This is a genomic window from Arthrobacter sp. MDT1-48-3 (genome assembly GCF_054511015.1).
Genome location: NZ_JBTNDL010000004.1, coordinates 435,760 through 453,723 on the forward strand (window position 1 = coordinate 435,760; position 17,964 = coordinate 453,723).

A 17,964-nucleotide genomic window follows, 5' to 3' on the forward strand; every position below is an offset into this window, starting at 1 on the left:
GTCATTCTGCGGGCACGGGCCGCAGCAGCGGCTCCAGCACGGCGAGGACCGCCGGGTCCTCGATCGTCGAGGGCACCGCATAGGGCTCCCCGGCTGCCATCTGCCGCATGGTCTTCCGCAGGATCTTGCCCGACCTGGTCTTCGGGAGGGCGTCCACCACCACGGCGGACCTGAAGTCGGCCACGGGACCGATCGTGCCGCGGACCATGGCCACGAGTTCGGCTTCCAGGTCCGCGGGATCGACCGACACCCCGGCTTTGAGGACCACGTAGCCGCTTGCACGCTGGCCCTTGAGCGGATCCCGGAGGCCGAGCACGGCGCATTCGGCGACGGCCGGATGCTGCGCGAGAACCTGTTCGATGGCCCCCGTCGAGAGCCTGTGGCCCGCGACGTTGATGACGTCGTCGGTCCGTCCCATCACGAAGACGTAGCCGTCCTCGTCCATGTAGCCCGAGTCCCCGCTCGTGTAGTAGCCCTCGAAGGCGGCCAGGTAGGAGTCCCGGTACCGCGCGTCGCTCCCCCACAGGGTCGGGAGGGTGCCCGGCGGCAATGGAAGCCGCAGGGCGATGCCGCCCTCCGTACCCGCCGGGACGGGGGTGCCGTGCTGGTCCAGGATGACGACGTCGAACCCCGGGGACGGCAACGACGGCGAGCCGGGCTTCAGCGGCACGCCGCCGAAGCCGCGTGGATTGGCGCAGATGGGCCAGCCCGTCTCCGTCTGCCACCAGTTGTCGACGACGGGTGTGCCGAGGACGTCGGCGACCCACGCGGACGTACCGGTGTCGAGCCGCTCCCCCGCCGAGAAGAGGGTTTCGAGGGCGGACAGGTCGTGGGAGCGCAGGAGCGCGCCGTCCGGATCGGCGCGGCGGATGGCCCGCAGTGCCGTGGGGGCGGTGAACAGCACCCTGACGCCGTGCTGTTCGATGAGCCTGCCGAAAGCACCGGCGTCGGGGGTCCCCACGGGCTTGCCCTCGTACAGGATGGTCGTGGCGCCGGCCAGGAGCGGCCCGTACACGATGTAGGAGTGGCCCACGACCCAGCCGACGTCGGAGGCGGTGAGCATCGCGTCCCCCGGCCCGATGCCGAAGATCTCCCGCATGGACCACGTGAGCGCGACGGCGTGGCCTCCGTTGTCGCGGACCACTCCCTTCGGGGCGCCCGTCGTGCCCGAGGTGTAGAGGATGTAGAGGGGATCCGTCGCAGCGACCCCGACCGGGTCGACCGGCTCGGCCGCGGCGACGGCGTCGTCCCAGTCCACCCAGCGGCTGCCGGACTGCCGGTAGTCCCCGATACGGTGCACGAAGCCCTCGCGTGCCTTGGCGACGACGGGTGTCCCGGTACTGTCCGCGAGGGCGAGTGCCTCCTGCACCGCCGGCAGGTATTCCACGCGTCGCCCGGGTTCCAGCCCGCCCGACGCCGTGACGACGGCGGCGGGCCGGGCGTCGCGGATGCGGGCTGCAAGCTCCGCCGGGGCGAAGCCGCCGAACACCACGGAGTGCACGGCACCGAGGCGTGCGGCGGCGAGCATGGCCACCACGGCCTCGGGGATCATCGGCAGGTAGACCAGCACCCGGTCGCCCTTCCCGACGCCCAGCCCTGCCAGCACGCCGGCGAAGACGGCGACCTCGTCCCGCAGGCCGGCGTAGGTGTACGAGCGGGTCGTGCCCAGCATCGCCGAATCGTGGACCAGCGCCACCCGGTCGCCGTGGCCCGCCTCGACATGCCGGTCGAGGGCGTTGTAGCTCGTGTTCAGGGAAGCATCCGGGAACCATCGGTAGAGCGGGGCGGCGGAGGCATCGAGGGCGGCGACCGGCGGCGTGCTCCAGTCGACGGCGCGGGCAGCCTCGAGCCAGAAGGCCTCGGGGTCCGCGAGGCTCGCAGCGTGCAGTCGTCGGTACTGGTCCGGCCCGCCGGTGTCGTGTCCGTCCCGGGATGCTGCAGCAGCCATGATCGCGCCTCGTCGCGCGTGATGGGGGAACAGTATCACGGCCTTTCCGCGACTCTTTCTGTATACACAGAGAGGGGTCGACGCCGTCCCGACGGGCCCAGCGTGGACTTCGTGCTGCTTCTTGTATACATTGAGGAGGAACGCTCGTAGCGCGAGCGCGGACAGGACGACGGGGAGGACGCCGATGCGGGCCAGCGACCGCGCCTACTCCCTGCTCCGCTCCGACATCGTGGAGTGGAGGCTCGCCCCCGGCGAGCTGCTCGCGGAGGTGGAACAGTCCGCCCGGCTGGGTGTGTCGCGGACCCCTGTGCGTGAGGCACTGTCCCGGCTCGTCGCCGAAGGTCTGGCCACCCCGCACGGCGGGCGCGGGGTGGTCGTCTCCGCGATCTCCCTCGACGCCGTCACGGACCTGTTCGACGTGCGGCTGCCCCTGGAGTGCGCCGCCGTCCGGCTCGCCGCCCGTCGCGGGGACCACGCGGTGTTCGCCGCGCTCGCCGACGAGTTCGCGGCGTCCGGGAGACTCATCGAGGGCGACGGTGGCGGGCAGGACGCATACTACGGACTCGTCGCGCGGCTCGACCGGGCCGTCGACGAGGCCGCACTCAATCCGTACCTCCTCCAGGCGCAGAAACCCATCCGCACCCATCTGGCGCGGGTCCGCCGACTCGCCCGGGACAACCCGCGCCGACTCCTGGCCTCGGCCCGCGAACACGAGCAGATCGCGCTCGCGCTGAGCGCCGGACACGCCGACCTCGCGGAGGCCTCGATGCGCGTGCACCTCCACAACAGCCTGCAGCACCTCCTGTCCCCACCCACCGGGGACCATGACACGTCGCCGAACCATCGAGAGGAACACCATGGTTGACATCCATCCCGTCCGCGTCCACCGCAGCGAGGAGAACCTGCCCCGGACCGGGCAGCTCGCGTGGAAGATCGCCGACGTCGCAGCGGACGACGTCGAGGTCACCCCGGAGGTCACCGACATGGTGATCAACCGCATCATCGACAACGCCTCCGTCGCCGTCGCGTCGCTGAACCGTGCCCCGGTCGTCGCGGCCCGCGCCCAGGCGTCGAGCCACCCCGTGTCCGCGCACGGCTCGGGTGCGTCCGTCTTCGGCATCGACTCCCCCGTCTCGGCCGAGTGGGCCGCCTGGGCCAACGGCGTCGCGGTGCGTGAACTCGACTACCACGACACCTTCCTCGCCGCCGACTACTCCCACCCGGGGGACAACATCCCGCCAATCCTCGCAGCCGCTCAGCACACCGGCGCCTCCGGCCGGGACCTCGTGCGGGCGATCGCCACGGGCTACGAGATCCAGGTCGACCTCGTGAAGGCCATCTGCCTGCACGAGCACAAGATCGACCACGTGGCCCACCTCGGCCCCTCCGCCGCGGCAGGCATCGGCACGCTCCTCGGCCTCGACCGCGACGTCGTCTTCCACGCCGTCGGCCAGGCCCTGCACACCACGACGGCGACGCGCCAGTCCCGCAAGGGCGAGATCTCGACCTGGAAGGCCCACGCCCCGGCCTTCGCCGGCAAGATGGCCGTGGAGGCGGTCGACCGCGCCATGCGGGGCCAGACCTCCCCCACCCCGATCTACGAGGGCGAGGACGGCGTGATCGCCTGGCTGCTCGACGGGCCTGAAGCCTCCTACGACGTGCCCCTGCCGGCGCCGGGTGAAGCCAAGCGTGCCATCCTCGACACCTATACGAAGGAGCACTCCGCCGAGTACCAGGCACAGGCCTGGATCGACCTCGCGCGGCGCCTCCACGGCTCCCATCCGGAGGTGACGGATCCGGAGAACGTCGCGTCCGTCGTCATCGCCACATCGCACCACACCCACTACGTGATCGGGTCCGGCGCCAACGACCCGCAGAAGTACGATCCGACCGCCTCGCGGGAGACGCTCGACCACTCGATCCCCTACATCTTCACCGTGGCCCTGCAGGACGGCCGCTGGCACCACGAGGACTCCTACGCCCCGGCCCGCGCTGCCCGTCCGGACACCGTGGCACTCTGGCACAAGGTCACCACCGTCGAGGACCCCGAGTGGACCCGTCGGTACCACTCCCTGGACATCGCGGAGAAGGCGTTCGGCGGCAGGGTGGAGATCACCCTGACCGACGGCACCGTCATCTCCGAGGTGATCGCGGTGGCGGATGCGCACCCCCTCGGTGCACGGCCCTTCGCACGGGCCGACTACGTCGCCAAGTTGCGGATGTTGGCGGCAGGCATCGTCGACGACACCGAGCTCGACCGCTTCCTCGCCGCCGTCGAGCAGCTGCCGGATCTCCCGGCCGGTTCGCTCGGGCAGCTCAACATCGTCGCCCGCCCCGGCTACCTCGATGCGGCCGCCGCGCCGCAGGGACTCCTGTAGGCCGCCGTGCTGTACTCGAGCGTGCCACCCGAGCAGAAGCGCCGGACACTCCGGGAGTCCCTGGCCTCCGGTCGGATCCAGCAGTTCCCCGGCGCCTTCAACCCCCTGTCGGCCCGCCTCATCGGGGACAGGGGGTTCGACGGCGTCTACATCTCCGGGGCCGTGATCGCGGCCGATCTCGGGCTGCCGGACATCGGCCTGACCACCCTCACCGAGGTCGCACACCGCGCCGGCCAGATCGCCCGCATGACCGACCTGCCGTGCATCGTCGACGCCGACACGGGCTTCGGAGAACCGATGAACGTCGCCCGCAGCGTCCAGGAGCTCGAGAACGCCGGACTCGCCGGCTGCCATATCGAGGACCAGTTCAACCCGAAGCGCTGCGGCCACCTCGACGGCAAGAACGTCGTCGACCTCGACACGGCCGTCAAGCGCATCCGCGCAGCAGCCGACGCCCGGCGTGACCCGGACTTCCTCATCATGGCCCGCACCGACATCCGGGGGACGGACACGCTCGAAGCGGCCCAGGAACGGTCCCGGGCGCTTGTGGACGCCGGGGCGGACGCCATCTTCCCCGAAGCGATGCGCAGCCTCAAGGAGTTCCGGGCCATCCGGGAGGCCGTCGACGTGCCGATCCTGGCCAACATGACGGAGTTCGGCAAGAGTGATCTCTTCACGGTCGACCAGCTGCAGGACGCGGGCGTGACCATGGTGATCTACCCGGTCACCCTGCTCCGCAGTGCGATGGGCGCCGCCGAGCGTACGCTGGACTCGATCAGGGCCCACGGGACGCAGGAGGCGGTCGTGGGAGAGATGCAGACGCGCAGCCGCCTGTACGACCTGGTGGACTACGAGGGGTACAACCGCTTCGACTCCTCCGTCTTCAACTTCGAGGTGCCGGAGGGGCGCCACCGCGACGGCGGAGCGGACCGTTGACCATCGCCGACGCGCTGTCGCCGGCTCCAGGACCGAATTCCCAGAAGGAGCAGCCGTGACCGGACCAGAGATCCACAAGGGGCTCGCCGGGGTAGTCGTCGACTACACCGCCATCTCGAAGGTCAACCCGGAGACCAATTCCCTGCTGTACCGGGGGTACCCCGTGCAGGAACTGGCAGGGCACCGCGACTTCGAGGACGTCGCCTACCTGCTGTGGAACGGCGACCTGCCCGACGCCGCCGAACGGCAGCGCTTCGACGCCGTCGAACGCGCGCACCGGAGGCTGCCGGAGAACGTGATCGCGGCGATCGACCTGCTGCCCGCCACCGCGCACCCCATGGACGTCGCGCGGACGGCCGTGTCCGTTCTGGGCGCCTGCCATCCGCTGGCGGGAGACGATTCCGTCGAGGCGAACATGGAGAAGGCCGCCGCACTGTTCGCCGCCTTCCCCGCGGTCGTCGCCTACGACCAGCGCCGTCGCCGCGGCCAGGCGCTCGTGGAGCCCCGCGACGACCTCGGCTACTCGGCGAACTTCCTCTGGATGACCTTCGGGGAGGAAGCCCCCTCCGAGGTGGTGCACGCGTTCGACGTCTCGATGGTCCTGTACGCCGAGCACTCCTTCAACGCGTCGACGTTCACCGCACGGGTCATCACCTCGACGCTCTCCGACCTGCACTCCGCTGTCACCGGCGCCATCGGCGCGCTCAAGGGTGCATTGCACGGCGGTGCGAACGAGGCCGTCATGCACACGTTCGAGGAGATCGGCATCCGCGAGGACGAGTCCGCGGAGGACGCCGCGGCACGTGCCAAGGCCTGGATGGAGGAGGCCCTGGCGGCCAAGAAGAAAGTCATGGGCTTCGGGCACCGTGTCTACAAGAACGGGGACTCGCGCGTCCCGACGATGAAGTCCGCGCTCGACGCGATGATCGGATACTACGGACGCAGCGAGATCCTCGGGCTGTACTCAGGACTCGAGACCGCGATGGACGAGGCCAAGGGCATCAAGCCCAACCTCGACTATCCGGCCGGCCCCACCTACCACCTGATGGGCTTCGACACGGAGATGTTCACTCCGCTGTTCATCGCCGCGCGGATCACCGGGTGGACAGCGCACATCATGGAACAGGTGGCGTCGAACTCGCTCATCCGTCCCCTGAGCCTCTACAACGGCCCGGACGAACGGCACGTGGGCGGGAGCTGAGCACCGGGAGCCGGCGGCACCCCACCGTGCCGTCGGCACGCATCCGGTCACTCCAGGACGGCGCTGTCCACCGCTTCGTTGTCGGGAGCCATGACGATGCGCGCGTCGACCGGATGCCCGTCGAGCAGCGCCGGGATCCAGTGGGGGCCGTCCTGCCACATGCCGTTCCACGGCAGTGCGTCGACGGCATACCAGCGCGGCTCGATCTCCTCGCCGGCCACCGGCAGGGCGTTCCCGGCATCCGCCGTGAAGAGGTGCGCGGCCATGTTCCAGCCCGGCTGGGCCGGGAACGACCAGGTGATCCGTCCGGCACTGCGGACATCGGCGGCCGAGAGCTGAATCCCGCTCTCCTCGGCGACCTCGCGGACCGCCGCATCGACCGCGGATTCCTGCCCGTCGATCTTCCCGCCCAGGGCCACGACCCGGCCCGTCCCGAAACCGGTGCGCTTCAGTCCGAGCAGGACCTCCCGTACGCCGTCGTGGACCCGGAACAGGAAGCAGAGGGCCACGTTGCGGTACGCGATCCCGTCGATGGTCTGCCACTCGCCGGGGAGAGCGGGTGTTCCGGGTACGCCCGTGGCCCGTGCCATGTCAGGCGCGGGCCCGGGGGTGCGCGGCGGCATACACTTCCCGCAGTGTCTCCGCGGTGACCAGCGTGTAGACCTGGGTGGTCGTGACGGAGGCATGCCCGAGCAGTTCCTGGACCACGCGCACGTCGGCACCCCCCTCCAGCAGGTGGGTCGCGAAGGAGTGCCGGAGCGTGTGCGGGGAGACGTCCCGCTGCACCGCCGCCCGCTCCGTCGCCGACTTCAGGATGCTCCACGCGCTCTGGCGGCTCAGGCGCCCACCGCGCGTGTTGAGGAAGAGCGCCGGGCTGCCCTTGCCCTTCGCGGCGAGAGCGGGGCGCCCCTGCACGAGGTAGGTGTCGACCGCACGGGCCGCGTAGGAGCCCACGGGCACGAGTCGCTCCTTCGAGCCCTTGCCGGTGAGCCGGACGACGGCGGGACCGTCGACCACGTCCGTGACGGAGACGTCGTCGACGTCCAGGCCCACCGCCTCACTGATCCGGGCCCCGGTGGAATACAGGAACTCGAGGAGAGCACGGTCCCGCCGGCCCGACGGCGTCCCGGTGTCGACGGCCTCCAAAATGCGCACGACGTCGGCCACGGGGATCGCCTTCGGCAGGCGCCGGCCCGTCATGGGCGGGTGGACCTCGCGTGCCGGGTCACCCTCGGTGATCCCCTCCAGGGCCCAGAAACGGTGCAGCCCGCGGACGGCGACGATGGTTCGCGCGGCAGAACGCGGACTCAGGGCCGACAGCCCGTCCGCCCCCGAGACGACGGCCTGCGCGAAGGCCGACACGTCGTGTCGACTGATCCTCGCTGCCTCGTCCACGCCGCGCCCGTCGAGGAAGGCCTCATAGCGCCGCAGGTCGCGGCGATAGGCGGCGAGCGTGTTGGCGGACAGTCCCCGCTCCACGGACATGTGCTGCAGGTAGTCCCGGACGAGGCCCGACAGCGGTCCGGACTCCGCGCCGCCGGTGGACACGTCGCCGGTGGACACGTCGCCGGTGGACACGTCGGACTCCGCGCCGCCGGTGGACACATCGGACTCCGCGTCGCCGGTGGACACGTCGCCGGTGGACACGTCGGCCAGGAGCACCGGCACGCCGGACCGTACCGCACCGGCCTCCCCGGTCCGGTCCGGCAGCGTCGCCCCCGCAGTCGGGTCCGGCACCGTCGTCAGGCCTCGAGCACGGCGCCGTGCGGCCAGGTGGAGTGCCGGCTGGGGTGCTCGGGCCAGGGCGTCGTGGCCGGCCGGAGGTCCACGAAGCCGTTCTCCCGGGCCACCCGGGCCGCGAGGATCGCAGCAGCCGCGGACGGACTGTGGATGCGGCCTTCGAGCACGGCGTCCACCGCGGCGTCGAGGTCAACCCACCGGAGTTCGATCTCGGCCTCCTCGTGGGTGCGGGTATGGCGGTCCGCCTCGGGCACCTCACCGATACCCCGCGCGAGGTACACGCGCAGCGCCTCGGAGGAGGACCCGGGTGAGAGGAAGAGGTCGACGAGGACGTGCCACTGCCGGGCGGTGAGGTCGGCCTCCTCGGCGAGCTCGCGGGCGGCGGCGTCGACGAATTCCTCACCCTCCTCGTCGAGGAGGCCGGCGGGGATCTCCCACAGCGCCATGCGCACCGGGTGCCGGTACTGGCGCAGGAGGAGCACCTGCCCGTCGTCGTCGAGCACCAGCACGGCGACGGCCCCGGGGTGCCGGATGAAGTCGCGCGTGATGGACTCGCCGTCGTCCGTGAGGGTGAACTCCTCGCTGACGACGTCCCACACCCGCCCCTCGTAGACCGTGGTGGTCCCGAGGAGCCGGCGCGGGCTCTGCTCGTCGCCGAACGTGGCGTCGCCGTTGCCGACCGGCTGCACGGTCAGGCCTTCGCGCCGCGGCGCTCGAGGGCCGCCTTGACGAGGCCCGCGAAGAGCGGGTGCGGCCGCGTGGGACGCGACCCCAGTTCGGGGTGCGCCTGCGTGGAGACGTAGTAGGGGTGCACGTCCTTCGGCAGTTCGGCGAACTCGACGAGCTTGCCGTCCGTCGTCGTCCCGGAGAAGACGAGGCCGGCGTCGGCGATCTGCTGGCGGAACTCGTTGTTCACCTCGTAGCGGTGGCGGTGCCGTTCGAACACCGTGGTCTTGCCGTAGGTCCCGGCGATGACGGAGCCCTCCTGGAGCTTCGCCTCCCAGCGGCCCAGGCGCATCGTGCCGCCCATGTCCCCCTCGCCGGCCACGATGTGGAGCTGCTCGGCCATCGTCGCGATGACCGGGTACTCCGTGTCCGGTTCGAACTCGCTGGAGGACGCACCCTCGAGTCCGACCACGTTCCGGGCGTACTCGATGACCATGCACTGCAGGCCCAGGCACAGGCCGAGGGTCGGGATCCTGTTCTCGCGGGCGTAGGTCAGCGCTCCGAGCTTCCCCTCCAGTCCGCGGATGCCGAAACCGCCCGGGATGCACACCGCGTCCACGCCGTCGAGGGCCTTCTTCGCGCCCTCGGGCGTCTGGCACTCGTCGGAGGGGACCCACTTGATCGTGACCTTCGCCTTATTGGCGAAGCCACCCGCCCGCAGTGCCTCGGTGACCGACAGGTAGGCGTCGGGGAGGTCGATGTACTTGCCGACTAGCGCGACCTCGACCTGGTGCTTCGGGTTGTGGACGGCCTCGAGGAGCTTGTTCCACTTGGTCCAGTTGACGTCCTTGAACTTCAGGTCGAGCGACTGGACGATGTAGGCGTCGAGGCCCTGGGCGTGCAGGGTCTTCGGGATGTCGTAGATGCTGGGCGCATCCGCGGCGTTGACGACGGCGTCGAGGTCGACGTCGCACATGCGGCCGATCTTCTCCCGCATCGCCGCGGGGACCTCGCGATCCGAGCGGATGACGATGGCGTCGGGCTGGATACCGATGGAGCGCAGCATCGCGACGGAGTGCTGGGTGGGCTTGGTCTTCAGTTCCTGGGACGGGCCGATGTACGGGACCAGCGAGACGTGCAGGAAGAAGACGTTGTTCCGGCCGATGTCCTGGCGGACCTGGCGGGCCGACTCGAGGAAGGGCTGCGACTCGATGTCACCGACCGTGCCGCCGATCTCGGTGATAATGACATCGGGCGCCTTCTTGCCCGGTGCCCCTTCGGCCGGCAGGCGCATGCGCCGCTTGATCTCGTCCGTGATGTGCGGGATGACCTGGACGGTGTCTCCGAGGTACTCCCCGCGGCGTTCCTTCGCGATGACCGTCGAGTAGACCTGGCCCGTCGTGACGTTCGCCGAACCGTCGAGGTTCTCGTCGAGGAACCGTTCGTAGTGCCCGATGTCGAGGTCGGTCTCGGAGCCGTCGTCCGTGACGAACACCTCGCCGTGCTGGAAGGGGTTCATCGTGCCGGGGTCGACGTTGAGGTAGGGATCAAGCTTCTGCATCGTCACGGAGAGGCCGCGCGCCCTCAGGAGGTGACCCAGGCTGGAAGCCGTCAGTCCCTTGCCGAGTGAGGAGGCCACGCCGCCAGTCACGAAGATGTGCTTGGTCGTTGCGGATTTAAGGAACCGGGAGTTTATTTGCTGCGCCACGGAATTCAAGCCTATCACCGAGCGGAGGTGCGGGCGGCATCGGCGAGGAGCTCCTCGGCGTGGGCGCGTGCCGATGCCGAGTCCTCCTGGCCTGCGAGCATCCTCGCCAGCTCCCGCACGCGCTCGTCGTCGGGCAGCACCTCGACATCGCTGGCGGTGACGCCACCGCCGTCCCCGTCCCGCGACACGTTCTTCGTGACGCGGATGTGCCGCGCCGCGAAGGCCGCGACCTGCGGGAGGTGCGTCACCACGATGACCTGCACGTGCTCCGCCAGCATCGCGAGGCGTCGGCCGATCTCGACGGCGGCCTTGCCGCCCACGCCGGCGTCCACCTCGTCGAAGACGAAGGTCGGTACGGGGTCCACCGCCGCGAGGACCACCTCGATGGCGAGCATGACCCGCGAGAGCTCGCCGCCGGATGCTCCCTTGCCCAGCGCGCGCGGTGCCGACCCGGGGTGCGGCTGCAGGTTGAAGGCGATGTCGTCGGCACCGTGGAGAGTCAGCGCCTCTGCCGGCGTGACCTCGATCAGCAGCTGGGCGTCCGGCATCGCGAGGGCGGTGAGCTCGTCGCTGACCTTCTCGGCCAGACTCTCGGCAGCGGCGCGGCGCAGGGACGACAGCGCGTCCGCGAGTTCGTGCACCTGCCGGTCGAGGCCGTCGATGACGTCGTCGAGCTCCTCCACGCGGGAGGAGTCGCCACTGAGTTCGAGCAGGCGCTTGACGGCGTCCTCCTGCCAGGCCAGCACCTCGTCGATGCTCGGGGCATACTTCCGCACCAGGACGGAGAGTGCCGCACGGCGGGATTCGACCTCCTCCAGCCTGCCGGCGCCCTCGCCGTCGAGGGCTGTCCCGTATCCCGCCAGTTCGGCGGAGATGTCGGCCAGCAGGTAGCCGACCTCCGCGAGCCGCTCCGCGAGCTTCCCGAGGTCGGCGTCGTGCTCGGCGACCGCTTCGAGCTGGCGCTTGGCCTCGTCCACCAGTGACACGGCGTCCGCACTGGCCCCGATGTCTTCCGAGACGAGCGCCTGGTGGGCCACGAGTGCTGCGGTCCGCAGTTCCTCCAGGTTGCCCAGCCGCATCGATTCGGCCTTCAGCGCGGCGTCCTCCCCCGGCTGGGGGTCGAGGTCGCCGATCTCCGTCAGCGCCGCCTCCAGGCCCTCGGCCTCGCGCAGCCGCTCCCGCGCTTCGCTCCTCAGCCGGTCACGCTCGGCCAGGGCGTCCCGCCACCGGCGGAAGGCGTCTGCGTAGTCCCGCAGCGCCTCCTCGACGGGCTTGCCGCCGAACTTGTCCAACGCCTGCCGCTGCGCCGGGGCGCCCTTGAGCCGCAGCTGGTCGGACTGCCCGTGCACGACGACGAGTTCGTCCCCCAGTTCGGCGAGGACGCCGACGGGAGCGGCCCGCCCGCCGACGTACGCCCGGCTGCGCCCCTCGCTCGTGACGGTGCGGGCGAGGATCAGTTCCGCGACGCCCTCGTACTCCTCCAGGGCAGCACCCGCCTCCGCCGCCCGCAGGGCGGCCGGGCTGGCCGGATCGAGCCGGAGGACGGCCTCGGCGGACGCGGATCTGGCGCCGAGCCGCACGGCACCTGCGTCCGAGCGTGCGCCGCGGAGCAGTCCCAGGGCCGTGATGACCATGGTCTTGCCCGCGCCGGTCTCGCCGGTCACGACCGTCAGGCCCGGCCCGAGGTTGAGAGTGGCGTCGGTGATGACGCCGAGGTCGCGGATACGCATCTCCTCGATCATCGTGTTGGTCCGTCCTGGTGCTTCACGGGGCCCCGCCACCCCTGGATGGGTAGCTCGAACTTGCGGACGAGGCGCTCCGAGAACGGCGTCTGATGCGTCCGCGCGAGCCGCACGGGATGCTCAGACCGACGGACCTCGACACGTGCGCCGGGCGGCAGGTCGATGCTCCTGCGTCCGTCGCACCACAGCACGCCCGACGCCTCGGTGCGGGTCAGCAGTTCGACGGCGAGCACCGAGGTCGGCGCGACGACGAGCGGCTTCGCGAACAGCGCGTGGGCGCTGATGGGGACCATCAACAGTGCCTCGACCTCCGGCCACACGATCGGTCCGCTGGCGGAGAAGGCATAGGCGGTGGAACCGGTGGGCGTCGCCAGGACGACGCCGTCACAGCCGAAGGAGCTCACGGGCCGACCGTCGACCTCCATGACGACCTCGATCATCCGCTCACGGTTCGCCTTCTCGACGGCCGCCTCGTTGAGCGCCCAGCTCTGCCCGAGCAGGGTGTCGCCGTGCCACACGAGGACATCGATGGTGGTCCTCTCCTCCACGGTGTAGCTGCGGTCCGCGACCCACCGCACGGTCTCCTCGAGGTCCGCGCGTTCGCTCTCGGCCAGGAACCCGACATGCCCGAGGTTGACGCCGAGCAGGGGGATGTCCGCCTCGCGGACGAGTTCGGCCGCCCGGAGGATGGTGCCGTCACCACCGAGCACCATCACCAGTTCCACGTCGCCGAAGTCGACGCCGTCGCCCAGCACCTCGGCGGGAGCGGCGAGTTCCCCGTACTCGCGCTGGATGTCGGCCAGCTCCTCGCGGCGCAGCACAGGCTGGAGGCCCAGGTCGTGGAGGCGCGTGCACGCTTCCTGTGCCGCGACCATGGCGTTCCTGCGGCCGGTGTGCGCGAGCACAAGGATTCTTCTACTCATCAAGCTCCGTCTGGTCGGTCGGGCGTCCCGGGCTGGCGAAGAGTGCGCTCTGGTCGAGCGCATGGTCCGTCAACCGGTCCAGCTCCCCCTCGATCCTAGGCATCAATCCGTCGCGGGGCACCTTTATCCACACGAAGTACTCCAGGTTGCCGTCCTGGCCCGGCAGTTCGCTCTGCGCGAGGCCCCCGATGTCCAGTCCGTACCCGAGGGCGCCGCGCACCACTCCTGCCACGGCGTCGCGCCGGGCATGCGTCGATGTCACGACGCCGAGCCGGTTGAGGCGCCCCCGGCCGACCTCGAACTGCGGCTTCACCATCAGGAGCAGCTCGCCGCCGGCCTTTGTCGCGTCGGCCAGGGCCCCCAGGACCAGACGAAGCGAGATGAAGGACAGGTCCGCGACGGTGAGGTCGACCCGGCCGCCGATCTGCGCCGGCTCGAGGTGTCGGACGTTCATGCCCTCGAACACCAGCACGCGCGGGTCGTCCCGTAATTGCTGGACGAGCTGGCCGTGTCCGACGTCGACGGCGGCTACTTCCCGAGCGCCGCGCCGGAGGAGGACGTCGGTGAATCCTCCGGTCGAAGCTCCGGCGTCCAGGCATCGCTTCCCCGCCGGATCGACGGCGGGGAAGGCGCGGAGCGCCCCGTCGAGCTTGGTGCCCGCGCGGCTCACGTACTCCTCGCCGCGCTCCTCGACCCGGAGGTCATCGGTCGGGAGGGTCGGGGCAGCGGGCTTCAGCGCCACGCTGCCCTCCCTGAGCACCCTGCCCGCGGCGATCAGCTGCGCCGCATGGGAGCGGGACCGCGCGAGACCCCGCGCTACGAGTTCCTGGTCAAGGCGAGCCATGGGCTCCTGCCTGGCGGAGCTTCTGCTCCGGATTCAGTTCGCCGCCCAGACGCCCATGGACCTCGAGGAACACCTCGGCATGCTCGGCGACCGGGAGATCCGGGAGCTCCCGGAGGACGGCCACGATCTGGTCGACCTGCGCGTCCCCTGTCGCGGGCCCGGCGCCGTCCGCCACCCCTCGTCGTTCCTGCCGCGCGTCGCCTGCCACTTCTGCGCCCTCACCCACCGGACGTGAACCTGATGTCCGGTGGGGAGTCCGGCGTCGTGTCGGGGTGGGCGGCCCACCACGCGGCGCACGCGGCACGCCAGCCGTCCAGGTCGTCCTCGCCCGCGCTGATGCTCACGGTGGTCCCCGCGACCCGGGCCAGCGCCCGGCGGCAGCGGTACGAGTCGTCCTCGGACGTGACCGGCGGATACTCCTCGTACAACTCCGAGAGGGAGCCGATCAGATAGTCGGGGCGTTCCTCGACCCGCGCTGCCAGGGCGGTGCGCACCGTGTCCACGCCCGTGAGGACGAGGGCCGTGGCCATGCCCGCACGGTTCCCGCCGAGGATGTCGGTGTCGAGGCGGTCGCCCACCACGAGTGCGCGCTCGACGCCGGAGTGCCGTGCCGCTGTCCGGAAGAGGGCGGCCTCGGGCTTCCCGGCGACGAAGGGCACCTTCCCGGTGGCTGCGGCGACCGCTGCCACGAGCGAACCGTTCCCCGGCGCTATCCCCCGCTCCTGCGGGATGGACATGTCCGTGTTCGTCGCCACCCAGACCGCCCCGGCGGTGACCGCGTAGGCCGCCTCCGCCAGGTCCTTCCAGCCGAGCGCGGGAGCGAATCCCTGGATGACGGCGTCCGGTTGGTCGTCCGCCGACGCGACGACCACGAGGCCCTGCTCCCGGACGGCGTCCGCGAGGGTCTCGCTCCCGATGACGAGCACCGTCGATCCGGCGGCCACCTTGCCGGCGAGCAGTTCGGCGCCGGCCAGCGCCGAGCCGAAGACCTGCTCCGCCGCGGCCGGCGCCCCCAATTCCCGGAGGTGGGCGGCCACCTGCCCGGACGAGCGCGACGCATTGTTCGTCACGTACGCCAGACTCTTGCCTTCACCGCCGAGCCGTTCAAGGGCCTCGGTCGCTCCGTCGATGGCCCGAGGGCCGGCGTACACCACACCGTCGAGGTCCGTCAGGAGGCCGTCGTAGGCATCGATGAGGCGCTCAGTCATCGGCCGCGTCCTCCTGGGTCGCCTTCGGCCTCGTGACCCTTGTGCGCTGGGGCGCGGCGACGTCGACTGAAGGTTCCATCCCGGTTCCTTCCGTCGATGCCGCCTCCGAGAACTCGACGGCCGGGTTCGACGGCTCACCTGGATCCCCGATGTCGTCACGACCTGACGGTGAGATGTCGGAGGTGCCGGAATCGTCCATGCTGAAGAGCATCTCCGTCTGGAGAGGCTCCACCGGAGCAGCGGTCTCACCGACGGGAACAGCATCGACGGGAACCGACCCACGGGGCTCATCGCCGGAGGGTCCTGGGTCGGCAGCAGCTTCCGCCGCCTCCTGGATCACGATCGCCTGGCCGGACGTCGCCTCGTCGGCGCTGTCGGCATCCGCCCCCTCGCCGTCGAGGTCCAGCCCATCGATCGAGGGCTCAGCATCAGTGTCATCCTCGGAACCGGCCTTCGAATCGATCATTGAATCGACCTCAGAATCGACGACCGGATCGACGGGGGACTCCACATCGTCGGGCGCGCCGCCGTCGTCACCGCCTCCGGACGCGGGCGACTCCACGTCGTCGTCACCGCCGTCGTCGTCACCGCCGTCGTCACCGCCGTCGTCACCGTCGTCGTCACCGTCCGACGTGGCGACGCCTCGGTCGGTCCCGGCTGATCCTCCGAGCACATCGGCGACCTTGGGGACGGGCACCGGGGCCTCGTCGTCCTCCTCGCCGAGGTCGATGATGTCCGGTTCGAGGTCGTCGTCGAGGCCGAGGGCCTTCTCGGCCACTCCCGCCTGTCGACGCCAGGTGCCCGACTCGCCGGACCGCCCGACAGCATCGAGGGCATCGGCGTAGGCGCGAAACAGCCGCGGGCTGAAGGAAAAGGCTCGGTGGAGGTCGAGTTGCGGGATCTCCAGTGCGGCGACGGCCGCGTCGAGCTGACCAAGATCCGCACGCGCACCCGCAACGACCATTGCCAGCTCCACCTTGCCCGCGGTATCCAGCGATTCTGCTTCTTCGCTCCGCGCGAGGTCGAGTGCCCTGTCGGCACGCCCGAGGCCACGCTCGCAGTCGGCCATGATCGGGAGGTGGACGTTCGATCCGCTGATCCTCCTGAACGTGCGGAACTCGCGCAGCGCCTCACCGTAGTGGCCCGCAGCGTATGCCGTCAGACCGACGGCCTCGCGCACTGCAGCCAATCGTCCCCCACGGCGGCTCGCCGCCAGGGCGTGCTGGAAAGCCAGTTCGGGGTCGAGGTCGATGAGACGACCCGCCATCACCAGGTGCTTCGCCACCCACAGCGCGCTGCGCTCCTCGAGGTTGCGCACCTGGGCGCGGGTCACCCGATCGAGCTCATCTCCCTTGACGTCCTCGTCGATCTCCGGTGAACGCTCACGATCCGGCCGGTTGGCACTGCGGAGGTCACGGGCGTTGTGCGTCCGGGGGCCCGCTGCGTTCTCCTCCGGGCGGCTCCCATGGCGGCGATCGTCGGAGCGACGCTCTCCGCCGGCACCCCGATCCGGACGATCCGCAGGACGACGGAACGAACCACTGCGCTCGGTCGAACGCCGCTCATCACCCGACCGCCCGCCGGTCGCACCTGAACGGGACTGCCAAGGACGTTCTCCGCCCTCACCGGACCGGCCCGCCGGCGATCCCCCACGACCGGAGAAACGCGACTGCTTGTCCGCGGCCGATCCCGACGACGCCCCGCCTCGGGACGCGGATCCGCGAAGCTGCGCTCCCCTGCCGCCACCCGGAGCCCGATCGGTGCGTTCCACGGCGTTCGGTCCACGATAGCCGCCCTCTGCCCGCGCACCACGGGTCTCATCCCGCCGCTGGCCGGATGCGTGGTTACGGTCCTGTGCCGGGCGGCCGTCCCGCGAGGACGCCGACCGGTCACGCTGCTCATTCTGCCCGTCCCTGGTGTACCGCCCGCCGCTGCGATCCGCTCCACGGGACTCGGACTGGCCCTTCCAGGCAGGCCGGCCCGCAGCAGGCCGCCCGCTGCTCGAGCCGCGGAAGCCGCCTTCAGCGCGGGGGCCGCGGCGCTCCTCGTTGGCACCGGCCCGCTCTCCGTTGGGTCGACCGCTGGTCCGATCCCCTCGATCGGCCCGATCGCCGGACGGTGCCCCGCCATCCGGAAATCGTTCGTTGCTCCCGCCACGGGACGAGGGGCGCCCGCCCTGGCCGCCGGACTTCGACCCCCAGGAATGACGACGTTCGGTCTGCCCCGACCCGCCCTCGCTGCGGCCGGCCCCGCCCTCCGACCGGCGGGGTTGCCCGTCTCGTCCAGCGTTGTGCTCCTGGTCAGCCATGGCAGCGGGGTCCTCTCATCAGTTGTCGGCACGATCTGCCGACGGGTCTCTATTTTGCTATGGGTCCTACCCATCTATGGAACCACGAAGGACCCTCGACGACTTCATCGCACAGTGACGAGGCGACCGCCGCGGACTGGATGTCCCATGCCGGGCCAGCCAGCATCACGGCATCGAGGGGTTGGGGCTGCCCGGCCCGGCGCCACCGGGGGTGGATCGGGTGGGCATCGGCGGGTGGTTGGGGGGTGTTGTTTAAGTGGGGAAGGCCCCGCACCTGGTGGTGCGGGGCCTTCCCGTTGGAGTGTTGTCCGGCGGTGTCCTACTCTCCCACACTCTCTCGGGTGCAGTACCATCGGCGCTGT

15 protein-coding genes are annotated in these 17,964 nt (G+C 70.7%); 5 read left to right on the forward strand and 10 right to left on the reverse strand.

The features are described from left to right. Position 1: 1 nt before the first annotated feature. Positions 2 to 1,948 carry an AMP-binding protein gene (locus ACX80L_RS11930; RefSeq protein ID WP_459289874.1) on the reverse strand — a complete coding sequence of 649 codons (1,947 nt, stop codon included), beginning with the start codon at positions 1,946 to 1,948 and terminating at the stop codon, positions 2 to 4. A gap of 184 nt (positions 1,949 to 2,132) precedes the next feature. On the opposite strand from ACX80L_RS11930, the gene ACX80L_RS11935 reads away from it, so the two are divergent. Genes ACX80L_RS11935 through ACX80L_RS11950 form a run of 4 tightly spaced genes read left to right on the forward strand, consistent with a single transcriptional unit; the run spans position 2,133 to position 6,463 of the window. Then, complete coding sequence (locus tag ACX80L_RS11935; RefSeq protein ID WP_459289876.1) at positions 2,133 to 2,813, forward strand: GntR family transcriptional regulator; 681 nt, start codon at positions 2,133 to 2,135, stop codon at positions 2,811 to 2,813. After that, a complete protein-coding gene (locus tag ACX80L_RS11940; protein ID WP_459289878.1) occupies positions 2,806 to 4,326 on the forward strand; it encodes an MmgE/PrpD family protein in 1,521 nt (506 codons plus the stop codon). Before ACX80L_RS11935 ends, ACX80L_RS11940 begins: the two co-directional genes overlap by 8 nt. A 6-nt stretch (positions 4,327 to 4,332) precedes the next feature. Beyond that, positions 4,333 to 5,262, forward strand: a complete 930-nt coding sequence (prpB, locus tag ACX80L_RS11945; RefSeq protein WP_459289880.1) for a methylisocitrate lyase — start codon at positions 4,333 to 4,335, stop codon at positions 5,260 to 5,262. A 55-nt stretch (positions 5,263 to 5,317) separates the two neighbouring features. Beyond that, positions 5,318 to 6,463, forward strand: coding sequence for a bifunctional 2-methylcitrate synthase/citrate synthase (locus tag ACX80L_RS11950; protein ID WP_459289882.1), 1,146 nt, complete (start codon positions 5,318 to 5,320; stop codon positions 6,461 to 6,463). 47 nt (positions 6,464 to 6,510) lie between these two features. On the opposite strand, the gene ACX80L_RS11955 is transcribed toward ACX80L_RS11950, so the two are convergent. The 7 genes from ACX80L_RS11955 to ACX80L_RS11985 form a co-directional block, all read right to left on the reverse strand. Beyond that, complete coding sequence (locus ACX80L_RS11955; RefSeq protein WP_459289884.1) at positions 6,511 to 7,053, reverse strand: 8-oxo-dGTP diphosphatase; 543 nt, start codon at positions 7,051 to 7,053, stop codon at positions 6,511 to 6,513. 1 nt (position 7,054) lies between these two features. After that, a complete protein-coding gene (gene xerD / locus ACX80L_RS11960; RefSeq protein ID WP_459289909.1) occupies positions 7,055 to 7,948 on the reverse strand; it encodes a site-specific tyrosine recombinase XerD in 894 nt (297 codons plus the stop codon). Between the two features lie 257 nt (positions 7,949 to 8,205). Then, positions 8,206 to 8,892, reverse strand: a complete 687-nt coding sequence (locus ACX80L_RS11965; RefSeq protein ID WP_459289886.1) for an NUDIX domain-containing protein — start codon at positions 8,890 to 8,892, stop codon at positions 8,206 to 8,208. A gap of 2 nt (positions 8,893 to 8,894) precedes the next feature. Then, a complete protein-coding gene (locus ACX80L_RS11970) occupies positions 8,895 to 10,595 on the reverse strand; it encodes a CTP synthase (RefSeq protein ID WP_133081621.1) in 1,701 nt (566 codons plus the stop codon). Beyond that, the gene (recN, locus tag ACX80L_RS11975) at positions 10,592 to 12,319 is read right to left on the reverse strand and encodes a DNA repair protein RecN (RefSeq protein WP_133081620.1); all 1,728 of its coding nucleotides are present in this window, start codon (positions 12,317 to 12,319) and stop codon (positions 10,592 to 10,594) included. The genes ACX80L_RS11970 and recN overlap by 4 nt, the downstream gene beginning before the upstream one ends. Next, positions 12,316 to 13,242: an NAD kinase gene (locus tag ACX80L_RS11980; RefSeq protein WP_459267645.1), complete on the reverse strand. Its 927-nt coding sequence runs from the start codon at positions 13,240 to 13,242 to the stop codon at positions 12,316 to 12,318. The genes recN and ACX80L_RS11980 overlap by 4 nt, the downstream gene beginning before the upstream one ends. Beyond that, positions 13,235 to 14,086, reverse strand: coding sequence for a TlyA family RNA methyltransferase (locus ACX80L_RS11985; protein WP_459267644.1), 852 nt, complete (start codon positions 14,084 to 14,086; stop codon positions 13,235 to 13,237). Before ACX80L_RS11985 ends, ACX80L_RS11980 begins: the two co-directional genes overlap by 8 nt. Here ACX80L_RS11985 and ACX80L_RS11990 point away from each other — a divergent pair. Further along, complete coding sequence (locus tag ACX80L_RS11990) at positions 14,085 to 14,321, forward strand: hypothetical protein (RefSeq protein ID WP_459267643.1); 237 nt, start codon at positions 14,085 to 14,087, stop codon at positions 14,319 to 14,321. The genes ACX80L_RS11985 and ACX80L_RS11990 overlap by 2 nt on opposite strands. Here ACX80L_RS11990 and ACX80L_RS11995 read toward each other — a convergent pair. Then, complete coding sequence (locus ACX80L_RS11995; RefSeq protein ID WP_459289888.1) at positions 14,305 to 15,294, reverse strand: HAD-IIA family hydrolase; 990 nt, start codon at positions 15,292 to 15,294, stop codon at positions 14,305 to 14,307. The two genes, ACX80L_RS11990 and ACX80L_RS11995, sit on opposite strands and share 17 nt — an antisense overlap. Further along, positions 15,287 to 16,627 carry a hypothetical protein gene (locus ACX80L_RS12000; RefSeq protein ID WP_459289890.1) on the reverse strand — a complete coding sequence of 447 codons (1,341 nt, stop codon included), beginning with the start codon at positions 16,625 to 16,627 and terminating at the stop codon, positions 15,287 to 15,289. Before ACX80L_RS12000 ends, ACX80L_RS11995 begins: the two co-directional genes overlap by 8 nt. Between the last annotated feature and the right edge of the window lie 1,337 nt (positions 16,628 to 17,964).